An 11,619-nucleotide genomic window follows, 5' to 3' on the forward strand; every position below is an offset into this window, starting at 1 on the left:
TACGTGCTGCACCTCTGCTCGCTTCCTCCCAGATGCACAGGTCCGCCGGAATAGATCGCACAGAACGCGCTTCCGAAAGATTGACGTGCAACCTTAGGAGGATCAGGCGCAGACCGTTCTGGTCGCCGCAGCGCCGGGCACGCCGCAGGGTGATCCTCTTCGTGGGCATGCGGCTCCGAGATGATGGGGTCCCAATCAGGGTTCTCAAGAACTGCAGCCCACACTTTGTGGTGCTGCCGGCCAGAGCCGAGCGTCCCTTGCCGCCTCGATCAGCTGCCTCGTGTTTAACCTCGGGTGAGAGATCGTTCGCCGCCGGCGCAGTCTCGACGAGTAGCTGCTGTTCCACAGTCGGCTTGCAGCCGACGGTGTGGCAGACGCGGAGGTTAGAAGTCAGGTGCTGCGGAGATGAGTTGGCGGGTGTAAGCGTTGTTGCGGTTCGTGAAGACCTCGCGAATGTTGCCTTGTTCTTGAACAAGCCCGTTGTTGAGGACGACGACGTGGTCGCAGAGCGTTTGCACCACGCTCAGGTCGTGAGAGATGAGGACGAGGGCTGTCCCTTGCCGTGTGGTGAGTGCATGGAGCAGGTTGATGATCCCAGCCTGGATCGAGACGTCGAGTCCCGAGACGGGTTCGTCGGCGACAAGGACTGTCGGCTCGGCGACAAGGGCGCGGGCGATCGCGATTCGCTGCGCTTGTCCTCCGCTGATATCACCGGGCCGCCGGGTTCCGAAGGTTGCTGGGTCCAAGCCCACCTCCTGAAGCATGCGGGCGGCGATTTTTCGCGCGACCGATGTTGATGTGCCTGCGATGCGCAGCGGTTCAGCCACGATGTCGATCAGCCGCCGTCTGGGATTGAGTGAGCCGATCGGGTCCTGGAAGATCATCCTCACGCCCCCCGGGCCGGAGCGCGTGACAGGCGCCATGCCGCGGACGGCTATTCGGCCCTTGGAGAGCGGGACCAGACCAGTGATTGCGCGGGCCAAGGAGCTTTTACCGGATCCGGATTCGCCGACGATGCCGCAGGCGCGGCCTTCGGGGACGTTGAAGGTGACGCCGCGGACGGCTTGGATCGTCTCGCGTCCGTGCCGGTAGGTGATGTGGGCATCGTCGACGGCGAGCAGGGTGGTCATGTGAGAGCCTCGACGCGATGGTGTGCCGAGCGGATGGGGAACCAGCACGCGACGGTGTGTCGCGGGTCGGCGTTCGCTTCCTCGGGCGGGCGGGACGTGGCGCAGTGGGCGTCAGCGACTCCGCACCGAGGTGCGAACGCGCATCCGCTGCGTGGGTGGAGAAGTTCGGGCAGCGTGCCGGTGATGTTCGGGAGCGGGGGACGCCGCGGGGCACTCAGGCGAGGAGTGCTGTCGATGAGCGCTCGGGTGTAGGGGTGTTCGGGCCGACTGAGGATGGTTTCGCTGGGTCCGGTCTCGACGATGCGTCCTGCGTACATGACGGCGATCCGGTCAGTTCGTCCGCTCAGCGCTGCGAGATCGTGACTGATGTGGATCATCGCCATTCCACGTTCTTTTCGGATGGCGTCGAGCAGGTCCAGTACCTGTTTCTGGACGGTTGCATCCAGTGCGGTGGTTGGTTCATCGGCGAGGAGCAGGCGTGGTTGAGTGGCTAGGGCGGCCGCGATTCCCACCCGTTGCCGCTGGCCACCAGAGAGCTGTGACGGGAAGCTCTCGGCCACGCGTTCCGGGTGGGGTATGCCAACGGACACCAGCAGTTCGAGTGCGAGGGCACGACGAGCCGGGCGGGATCGTCGAACACCAGGGGGCGCGCCTTCGGTGATCTGGCGCCCGACGCGAACAACGGGGTTGAGGGTCGAGGATGGGTCCTGGAAGATCATGCCCATGGCGCGGCTCGCCGACGATCGCCACCGCTTTTTCTCCAACGAGGTCAGCAGCTCGCCGTCGAAGCTGATTGACCCATCGATCGTGGCGTGGGCGTTTCGTGCTGGCATGCCCATGATGACTCGGGCGAGGACGGATTTGCCGGAGCCGGACTCTCCGACGATGCCAAGGCTTTCCCCCTCGCCGAGGGTGAGTTCAACGCCTTCCAGGATGTGCCGCGACGGGGTGTTGGGTGTGTCGAATCGAACGCTGAGCGCTTCGACGCGCAGGAGTGCGGGGGACGTGGGCTGCATTACGGTCGTCCTTTCGTCAGGGTCTGACCCAGCACGTTGACCGAGAGCACGGTGGCGCACAAGGTGAGAGCGGGGATGCCGGTGATCCAGGGGGCGGTGGCGAAGTGGTTGCGTCCTTCGGCGATGAGGCTGCCCCAGGAAGGGATGGGTGGTTGGAGGCCGAACCCGAGGAAGCTGAGCGAGCCTTCGACAACGATCGAGGCGGTGATGGCGACGAACGAGTATGCGCCGATGCTTGGCAGCACGTTGGGGATGATCTCGGTGATCATGATCCGGGGAGGTTTGGCGCCATTGATCTGGGCGGCCTTGACGTAGTCGCGCTCGCGCACCGTGATGGTCGCGGCTCGCGCCAATCTCGCGAAGGCGGGGATCGATAGGCCGCCGATCAGCAGTCCGATCGTCCAGTAGCCGGCTCCGGCGAGCGAGACGATCGCCATTATCAGGATCAGCGCGGGGAACGCCAGGATCAGGTCGGTCAGGACCCCGACAAGTCCGTCTACGATTCCTCGGAGGTAGCCGGCGAGCACCCCGAGGAGCCCGCCCACGACAAGACCGAATGCCACGGTCATCGATGCGACGATCAGGGATGATCGGGCACCCGCGAGGGTCCGGGCGAAGATGTCCCGCCCGACCGCATCGGTACCGAGCCAGTGTGCGCTGCTGGGCGGTTCCAGGGTCGCTGTGAACTCTGCGTGGAGAGGATCCAGACCAGGTAAGACGCTGGAAGAGACTGCGCCGAGGATGATCAGTACGATCCAGGTGACCGCCAATGAGACGCCGAGGCGGTCCACCGGCGACCTGCGTCGCGGTCGAGGGCCGATCAGTGCCGTGGGCGTGACGCTCTGCTCAGCGGGATACATGGCGGGTCCTCGGGTCGACGAAGGCGTAGACGACGTCAACGGCGATACTCGCGACGACGACGGCGAGGCCGGAGAAGATGATGACCGCTTCGATGACCGGGAAGTCCCTGGTCTCGATGGCGGTCATGGCCAGTTGTCCCATCCCGGGGATGGCGAAGATGGACTCGATCAGGATTGAGCCTCCGAAGGCGAGTCCGAGGGTCAGGCCGACGATCGTCAACGCTGAGAAGCTTGAGGGCCGCAGAGCGCGAGTAAGCAATAACCGAGGAACGCTCATTCTCCGTGATTCCGCAGCGAGGATGTAGGGCTGCTCGAGTGTTTCGATGAGGTCCGCGCGCAGAAGCCGGACGAGGACAGCTGATTCTGCAAGTCCGGTCGCGAACACCGGCAGGATGAGATGCCGGAGGTGTCCGAGGGGGTCGCTCGAGATGTCCCGCCATCCAGTCGCGGGTAAGACTCCCAGTGCCACGGCGAAGATGGCGATCAGTCCGAGCGCGAGGATGAACGGTGGTGTGGCGATCATGACAAAGGCCAGCAGGGTGCCGAACCGGTCGATGCTCCGGCCAGGCTTCCATGCGGAGGCCATCGCCAGGGGGAGGGCGATCGCGATCGCGACGATCTGGCTAGCGATCAGCAGCTCAAGGGTGACAGGCAGACGTTGTGCGATCTCGCCCGCGACCGGTCGACCCGTCACCAGCGAGGTCCCGAGGTCACCGGCGGCGGCATTCCAGACCCAGTTCCACAGCCGCACAGGTGGAGGGTCCTCGAGGTCGAGATCGGCAAGGAAGGTCGCGATCCGCTCCGGAGTCGCCTCCGGGCCGAGTACGACAAGTGCCGGGTTACCTGTGAGCAGCATCGGCAGGCTCATGGTGACGAGCCCTAGGAGCACGAGGACAGTCGTCGCTCGTGCTCCTCGGATGATCCAGATGTGAGTCAACCGCTGAGCCCCAGTTCCGAGGCGAGGATGGAGATCACACTGCGGTCACTCAGGTCGGGGATCCCACCGACTTCACTGGTGGCGGCGAAGCCGGATGGGCTCTCGGTGTAGAAGAGGATCGGCGCTTCGTCGACGACGATCTGTGCCGCCTCGCCGTACAGGTCGCCACGTTCATCCTGGTCGATCGTCGAAGCGGCTTGCGAGATGAGGTCGGTGACTTCGGGATTGTCGTAACCGGCGAAGTTGCCCGACGCTTCCCTGGGGAAGATGCCGCGCATCGCGCTATCTGTGTTTCCGTAGGCCGAAGTGAAGAACTCAATCGCCTCGAACTCGCGGCTGAACATTCGGGTGTCCATGGTCGCGGCATCAACGGTGTCGATCGTCATCTCAATACCGACGTCACTGAGCATCTGTTGTATCGCGACAGCACGCTGAGCGGATTGCGGTCGAGCGTCTGTCGTGTAGCTGAAGGACACTGGCTGCCCATAGTCGGCGAGCAGCGTTCGAGCACGTTCAGGGTCGAACTCCGGGTACTCGGTCTCGACCGCGTAGGGGGAGCTTGAACCGATCGGACCGACGGAGATGTTCCCGACGCCTTGGTCGGCCACATCGAGTAGGACCTCTCGGTCGATCGCGGCCTGGACCGCCTGCCTGACCCGGATGTCGTCGAATGGTGCGCTTTGGGTGTTCAGGAACGCCGTCGCAGTCGACGAGTTGGCCGTCGCTGTCGTCAGGCCGTCGGCCTGCGCTTGTGCGATCAGGTTGGCTGTGTTGAGCCAGGCCATGTCGATGGTGCCCGACGACAAGCTCTGATATCTCGAGTCTGTGTCGGGGAGGAACCGCAGGACCAGCTCATCCAGAAGCGCCGGATCGCCGTGATACTCAGGGTTGGGAGTTAGCGTCACTGAGGCGCCCGGGTCGGTCGCCTCAACCACGAACGCGCCCGCGCCCAACGGTTCGGCATCTCCTTCGGGAACGGTTGCGATCATGCCGAGTCCACGGGTGAGATTCCGGTCGAAGGCCACGTCGGCAGCTTCGAGCGTGAACTGAACGGTGACCGCATCGGTGGCCTCGGTGCCGGTGATTTGTGCAGCCATCGGTTGGCATTCGCACGTCGAGTCCGGGTCAGCCATTCGCTCAAAGTGGGCGATCACTGCGGTGGCGTCCAGGGGCGAGCCGTCCGAAAAGGTCAGCGAGGGTGTCAGTTTCAACGTCCACGTGAGGAGGTCGTCGGTGGTGATCGATTCGGCGAGTCTGGGAACGAGTTCGCCACCAGGGCCGTCGATGAACAACGGCTCGTAGATGGCGTTTCCCACGATCAACGTCGACTGGTGGGCGACCAGGTTGTCCATTGGGTCGAGCGAGGTGAGGTCAGTGTCAAGGCCGATCGTGATCGACCCGCCAGAGACCAGCTCACTGCTGTCGGAACTGGGACCAGAACATGCCGACAGCGCTACCGCGGCGGAGAGTGCCAGCACCGCGCCTGTGATAGACCTTCTTCTATTCATCCGAGGTTGCCTTTCAGTTCTGTACTCAGCGCGGATGCTGGGATGATTCGTTCGCGGAGTGACTCGGTGATCGCACCGAGGCGCTCAGAGTGGAGATGCGGTGCCAGGTACCGGCGAGACCCTCCGCAGTCGGCCAGGAAGTCCAGCGCCTGCTCGATGTCTGAAGCTCGGCAGGTCATGTCGTAACCGGCGAGGACTCGTTCGCCGGGACTGTCGGGTTGCCTGCTGATCGTGGAGGCTTGGTCGTCGTTCGTGCGCAAGTAGTCCTCGACAATGACGTCCCGACGGGCACCGACGAGATCAAGAATGAGTGCGATGAGCACCCCCGTACGGTCCCGTCCTCCCTGGCAGGTGATCACCACGTGACCGTGCATTTCTGTGATGGCTTCGAGCACGGCACCGAACTGGGCGGCAGCACTATCCAGCATCTCCACATACAAGTCGCCGAAGGAGAGATCGCCGCGGACCAGCCTCTCGAGCACGCTCCTCGTGCGGGCACGATTCAACGGTGTGTCCGTGCCAACGAGAGGGACGAGACTCGTGGGCAGCTCTTTGGCGGGCGAATCCCGAGGGTCCAGCAGCCGCTCCTCGTCGGTCCGCAGATCCAGCCACGTGAGCGAACGCGGACACGCCGCAAGCTCCTGCCGCGTCGCCAAGGAGAGCGCTGCGGCACGATAGAGAATGCTCGGGCCATCGGTGATGTTCGGATCACGCGGCACCGTCAACTGCACCGGTCGCCAGTTAGGAGGAAGGCATGTCGCGTAGAGCATGCCGACATACTTGCAAAGTGGCAGGACTGCCAGTTTCCTAGAGGATGAACGGACTATGAACGTTGACGGAGCCGTCCAGCTCGGGCGGCGAGAGCAGAACAAGGCCGAGACTAGGTTGGCGATCCAGAGAGCCGCGGTCGAGTTGTTCGAGGAACGCGGCTACGACCAGACGACAGTCGACGACATCGCCCGACGGGCCGAGGTGGCACCCCGCACCTTCTTCCGCTACTTCCCCAGCAAGGAGCTCACTCTCTTCAGCGACGATGTGTCAGAACGCCTTGCCACCCTCATCGCAAGGGCTCCGGCGCACCTTTCCCCGCTAGATACTCTCGAACTGTGTCTGGCGCAGCTGATGGAAGATGATCCTTCCGACTTGGACCGTCGCCGACAAAGCCTCCGTCGCCAACTCAGTGAACAGCCCGGCGTCACCCGCCAGTTCGCACACGTTCAGAACCTCATCGCCGAGCGAACGCGAGTTGCATTCCTCGACCGCCTCCAGCACACCGGCGAACCTCACCCCGAGCTGATGGCTGATGCGATCGTAGCTATCCAGCTCGGTCTCGCCCTCACATTCACCGATGGTGAACCGGATCAGCGTGAGATCGTTCGACACTGGTTCGATGCCGTCCGAGCTGTCATTGGACAACGGTAGAGCCACCGGGCAGGGTCGGATGATCGAAGTGCCGGAATCGCTCTGGTGTGAGGGGTCGCATGCGTGTCAGGTGCGCGTCGGCGGCCTCGGTGGTGGGGCTATCTCGGGATGGCGGCGTAGGTGCACCAGGAGGCTCCGGCTAGTGCGGCCCAGCGGGTGGCGGCGCCGATGCTGATCCCGATGGTGGCGGCGAACACCGCGGGTGGGGTGGTCGAGGCGAGGTGCAGCAGGGCGGTGTTTTTGCTGGTTCTGGCGGTGATGCCGAGGGTCTGCATCCGTCGCATCAGAGAGGCGGGGTTGAGGTGGGTGCCGGCGTTCTTGCCGGTGAACAGCCATCGGGAGTCGGCCAGTGTGCTGGCGGTGCCGAAGGGCTTGGCGAGCGGCAGCGCCGTCACGAGATCGTCCAGGGGCGGGATGAGCAGTAGCGGCTCGGGGCCGAGGGTGAGGTAGGTGCCTGCGTCACCGATGTCGATGTCGCTGGTGGTCAGGGCGACGATCTTGGCGACGGGCTGGGCGTAGAGCAGAATCAGGCAGGCTGCGGCGCGGTCCTCGATGCTCGCCGCGTCGGGGGCGTGCAGGAGCTGTCGGGCCAGCGCGAGCTGGGTGTCGGGGTCGATGTGATGGTCGGGGTCCTTGTTCGGGACGGGATCGGGGAGCCGGATTCGGGGAAGGTGGCCGCCGTGTTTGAGCCAGCGGATGAAGGTCAGGCGTCGGGTGCGGTCGGTGCCCAGCCATGCGTCGACGCGGGCCTGAGGACAGTGTTCGAGGTCGTGACCGTCGGCGGTGAGGTGTTCGAGGAAGTTTTTGGCGGTCTGGATGTCGCCGCGGCATCGTCCGGCGACGGCCGGTGAGATGTGGCCGTGGCGGTTGGTCTTGGCTCGGCCGACGACGTGCCAGCGGGCGTAGCGGGTGAGCACGCCGCGCAGTTCGGGATCGGCGATGTCGGCGGCGGCCTCGTCTGCGTAGCGGTGCAGGCGGGCGGCGTTCTCGTCACGTGGTGGGAGTGCTCCGGTGGCGATGAGCATGGAGCGCAGGTAGGTGACCGAGTAGACCTGCGGTCGCGCGTCGAGAGCATCGTGGGACAGCTCGAGTCGTCCTTGGGCGATCTCGATCAGCAGGTTCAAGCTGGCGAGGTGGTGCCAGTTGGTCAGCAGCGATCGCGGCTGTTGGAGCTCGGTCAGGGCGTCGCGGACGGGCTTGAGCTCGTGGCGGATCGTCCCATCGGGGCCGGTGAGGGCGGCGTCGATCTGGGCGGCGGCCTGGCAGCCGAAGCAGCGGGGCCGGCCGTGGTGGGTGGTCCGCCGGCCGAGAGCCTGCTGTCCGCAGACGGAGCAGTCGATGACCGGCGCCTGGTAACAGGTCGGGCAGACGTCCGGTGTCGTGTCGGTGGCGCGCAGGGCGACCCGTTTGAGCCTGCCGCAGATGCCGCAGGGCCGCCTGGGATGCCGATAGCAGCGGACGCAGAGGTCTCGTGATCCGTCGCGTTTGCCGCCGGCCCTGGTGGCGAGCGGGCCGATGGTGCCGCACTCGTCGCAGACATCGTCGCTGGTGCGGGTTCGGTTGTAGCAGGTGGTGCAGATCGCGCCGCCGTCGTCGGTGCGGGCGTTGACCCGGCGGTCTTGCCCGCAGCCGGTGCAGGTTTCGGTCGGGGCGCGTCTGGCCCGGCACGAACGGCAGTATCGGCGGCCGTCGACGACCGACTGCTTCAGCGAGCCGGGACGTCCGCAACCTTCGCAGGGCTCTTGCGGTCGGGCGCGTTCGTGGCAGCGTGAGCAGATCGGCGCCCCGTCCGGGGCGCGGCCTTTGATGCGCTGGCCCTCACGGCCGCAGCCGCCGCAGGTCGCGGTATGCAGCCGGTTGTAGCAGGTGGTGCAGATGCGCTCACCATCGCCGTGGGTGTGGAACAGGGTGCGGGGCCGGGAACAGAGGGCGCACGAGGGCGAGACCAGTCCGGTGACGCCGGCGTCGATGGCGGCGTAGAGGAACTCGCCGACGACCTTGCGCATCCTGGACCCGCCAGCGGTGAGCAGCCCCGGATGGGCGACCAGGTGCTTGACCAGCTGCGACCTCGCGGCCGGGGCAGCCGCGACACGGGCCAGCAGCTCCTCGACCAACTCGCCGCTCACGCTGGCGTCGACGGTGCGCAGCAGCTCGGTGACCGCGGTCCGCTGAGCCTCACGCTTGGCGGCCAGGCGGGCGGCGGCGAGCCGCTTGCCGCCACACCGGCACCGAACGCCGGGGGCTGAGGACGGTTGGATCGGCCGGCCGCAGTCGCCGCAACGCCGCGGCAGTGCGCTCAGGAGTCGTCGGCGCCGCGGATGGTGGCGCGCGTCGGCCGGTTCCGGCTGGCCGGCCCAGGTGTCGTCGGGGTGCCGGTCGTGCCGGTCGTGCCGGTCGTGCCGGTCTTGCGTCCGCGCCGCGAGCTGGAGACGACGTAGGGCTCGATCAGGTCGTTCGGGGTGGCGCCGAAGATGTCACACAGCGCGGCGAGGAACGCCATGTTCAACCGCTCCGGTTGCCCGGTCACGATCCGGTAGACCTGCGTGGAGGTCATCACCACGCCCCGATCAGCCAGCAGCGGCACCAGATCGGTGGTCGACTGCATGCCGTGCTCGTTCATCAACTTGCGCAGATGCCAGTGATAGGCGACGGTCTTGGTCATAGCGATCAGCCTTCCTCAATAGCCGGTGGTGGCGTGAATGCGCTGTCGAGGGCGCGGCGCAGGGTGCGGTTGCGGTAGTCACCGGACACGCCGGTGTAGAGGGCGGTGGTCGAGCCCCACCGGTGGCCGACCTGCTGCTGGACGAACAGCGGGTCGAAGCCGTCCTCGATCAGATGTGTCACATAGGAGTGCCGCAGACAGTGCGGATGCAGCACCGGGTCCAGGCCGAGGTCGTCACGCCAGTCGGCGAACCGGTCATCGACGTGATCCAGACGGATGCGGCTCTGCCGCTCGGTCGGCCACAAGATCGCCTCGTCAGCGACGTCGAACCGGGGCCGGACCTCACTGACGTACTCCTCGATCACCGGCCTCGTCCAGTCGAACACCGCCAACACCGCCCGACGCCGCGGTGGCGAGCCCTTCATGGCCTTTCCCCAGCGGACGTTGCAGACCCCGAACCGGCCGAACTCCGGGCCTTGGGGGTTGCGGGTGAAGTCATGCAGATCCAGCATCGCCGCTTCCCGGCGGCGCAGCCCGAAGGCGTAGATCATCTTGAACAGCGTCGCGTCGCGGAACATCGTCTGCCAGCCCTTGCGGCCCGACGAGCGCGCCCGATCCACCAAGTCATCGGCATAGTCGAAGAACGCCTGCAACTCGATCCGGCTCAGGGGCCGCACCGCTGGCCGTGCCTCGTGATCGCCGGTGTGGACGACGGTGTTCCACTCATGGCAGACCTGCACCGGATGCGTGCCGAACAGCTCCTCACATCGAGCCGCCCACCCGTAGCGGTGATCGGTCAGATAGTCGCAGAACAGCGCCACCGCGTTCTGATAGGCCCGCACCGTCGAGACCGAAAACGGCCGCGCGCCCGAGACCAACGACGTCGTCCACTCCTCGACATCAGCCGGCGACCACTCCCACGGCGGCGTCCCGCAGAAGCCCGCGAACCGGCGCACCTGCGACGCCCTGGTCTTGATCGTCTGCGCCGCGAGCATCCGCGAGGTCTGCTGCGCCGACCAGCCCGCCAACATCTCATCGAAGAACTGCTCCGCCGGACGCAACAGCGACACATTCCCGGGCGACGGACCAGACCCTGAACTCGGCCCCAGGCCGCCCGTGAACACCACGACATGACCTTACATTAAAAGTAAGAATCCTGCATCAAATGTAAGATCAGGCGCGGAACCGCTGGTCAGGCATGGGTGCCGCTGCTAGATTCGACACCACCTCAACCACGCGGAACCCCGAGAATCCGGCTTACATCTAACGTAAGAATCCTACATTAGATGCATTTTCCGAGATTAGGACCGAACGGTGACATGGAGGTGGTCGTAGTGGCCGCCGGTGACGTCGCCGGGGTCGTGCATGCCGCCGCCGGTGTAGTCGCGCCAGCCTTCGGCGTCGCGGGAGAGGGACCAGATTTTTCCCTGCCAGATGAGGTATTCGACACCGAGGGTTTCGGCGTGGTCTTTCATCCAGTTGGTGATGTCCCAGCCGGCTTCGAGCTGGGCCGGGGTGGGGTGCTGGCCGATGACGTTGCCGAAGGTCAGATCGCAGGCCCGGCCGAGCGGGTGTTCGGAGCTGGCGCCGGGCCTGGGTGAGTAGCAGGCCCACGAGGTGTCGAGGAAGGTAGCAGTGCCCTGCTGGTACAGGTGCAGCATCCGAGCGGTGATCTGCCCGTCGCTGGTGGGGTCATCCACGAGGCGGTCCGGGTCATCGTCGAGGGGGTCGGGCTGCCCGCCCGGGGTGCTGGTGTCGGGGTCGCAGCCGGCCGGGGCGCCGGTCTCGGGTTCGGGGAGGTCGGCGGCATCATGGGCGTTGAGCCAGGCGGCGGGGTCGGTGTGCTCGCCGTCGGTGCCGCCAGTCCGGACCTCGAAATGCAGATGCGGTCCGGTGCTGTTGCCGGAGGAGCCGATGTCGCCGATGTGCTGGCCGGCGGTGACGGTGTCGCCGGGTTGGACGTGGATGCCGGTCTCCCACATGTGCCCGTACGCGGTCGCGACGGTCTGCCCGTTGAGGGTGTGTTCGATGACGATGAGCCCGCCGTAGCCGCCGGAGAACTCGGCGACGGTGACGGTGCCGTC

General features: G+C 65.7%; 11 protein-coding genes. 1 reads left to right on the plus strand and 10 read right to left on the minus strand.

All coding sequences use genetic code 11. From position 1 onward, the window contains the following. Nucleotides 1–383 precede the first annotated feature (383 nt). The 6 genes from ODE13_RS16710 to ODE13_RS16735 form a co-directional block, all read right to left on the minus strand. Nucleotides 384–1,130, minus strand: a complete 747-nt coding sequence (locus ODE13_RS16710; protein WP_322480282.1) for an ABC transporter ATP-binding protein — start codon at nucleotides 1,128–1,130, stop codon at nucleotides 384–386. Next, nucleotides 1,127–2,146, minus strand: a complete 1,020-nt coding sequence (locus tag ODE13_RS16715; protein WP_322480283.1) for an ABC transporter ATP-binding protein — start codon at nucleotides 2,144–2,146, stop codon at nucleotides 1,127–1,129. The genes ODE13_RS16710 and ODE13_RS16715 overlap by 4 nt, the downstream gene beginning before the upstream one ends. Then, nucleotides 2,146–2,715 carry an ABC transporter permease gene (locus ODE13_RS16720; RefSeq protein ID WP_322480284.1) on the minus strand — a complete coding sequence of 190 codons (570 nt, stop codon included), beginning with the start codon at nucleotides 2,713–2,715 and terminating at the stop codon, nucleotides 2,146–2,148. Before ODE13_RS16720 ends, ODE13_RS16715 begins: the two co-directional genes overlap by 1 nt. 277 nt (nucleotides 2,716–2,992) lie before the next feature. Further along, a complete protein-coding gene (locus tag ODE13_RS16725; RefSeq protein ID WP_322480285.1) occupies nucleotides 2,993–3,943 on the minus strand; it encodes an ABC transporter permease in 951 nt (316 codons plus the stop codon). Then, nucleotides 3,940–5,421: an ABC transporter substrate-binding protein gene (locus ODE13_RS16730; protein WP_322480286.1), complete on the minus strand. Its 1,482-nt coding sequence runs from the start codon at nucleotides 5,419–5,421 to the stop codon at nucleotides 3,940–3,942. Before ODE13_RS16730 ends, ODE13_RS16725 begins: the two co-directional genes overlap by 4 nt. 26 nt (nucleotides 5,422–5,447) lie before the next feature. Next, nucleotides 5,448–6,221 carry a tyrosine-protein phosphatase gene (locus ODE13_RS16735; RefSeq protein ID WP_322480287.1) on the minus strand — a complete coding sequence of 258 codons (774 nt, stop codon included), beginning with the start codon at nucleotides 6,219–6,221 and terminating at the stop codon, nucleotides 5,448–5,450. A gap of 55 nt (nucleotides 6,222–6,276) precedes the next feature. Between ODE13_RS16735 and ODE13_RS16740 the strand changes: the two genes are divergently transcribed. After that, entirely contained in the window at nucleotides 6,277–6,873 is a 597-nt protein-coding gene (locus tag ODE13_RS16740) for a TetR/AcrR family transcriptional regulator (protein WP_322480288.1), read from the plus strand. Nucleotides 6,874–6,971: 98 nt separating this feature from the next. Here the strand turns inward: ODE13_RS16740 and ODE13_RS16745 are convergent, their stop codons facing one another. From ODE13_RS16745 to ODE13_RS16760, 4 genes are all read right to left on the minus strand, one after another. Further along, nucleotides 6,972–8,999, minus strand: coding sequence for a hypothetical protein (locus ODE13_RS16745; protein WP_322480289.1), 2,028 nt, complete (start codon nucleotides 8,997–8,999; stop codon nucleotides 6,972–6,974). A 170-nt stretch (nucleotides 9,000–9,169) separates the two neighbouring features. Further along, entirely contained in the window at nucleotides 9,170–9,535 is a 366-nt protein-coding gene (locus tag ODE13_RS16750) for a helix-turn-helix domain-containing protein (protein WP_322480290.1), read from the minus strand. 5 nt (nucleotides 9,536–9,540) lie between these two features. Continuing rightward, on the minus strand, nucleotides 9,541–10,662 hold the full coding sequence (locus tag ODE13_RS16755; RefSeq protein WP_322480291.1) for a site-specific integrase: 1,122 nt from the start codon (nucleotides 10,660–10,662) through the stop codon (nucleotides 9,541–9,543). Nucleotides 10,663–10,836: 174 nt separating this feature from the next. Beyond that, a partial coding sequence (locus ODE13_RS16760) for a M23 family metallopeptidase (protein ID WP_322480292.1) occupies nucleotides 10,837–11,619 on the minus strand: 783 nt, incomplete at its 5' end.

Source organism: Nesterenkonia sp. HG001, from assembly GCF_034438835.1.
Taxonomy (GTDB): domain Bacteria; phylum Actinomycetota; class Actinomycetes; order Actinomycetales; family Micrococcaceae; genus Nesterenkonia; species Nesterenkonia xinjiangensis.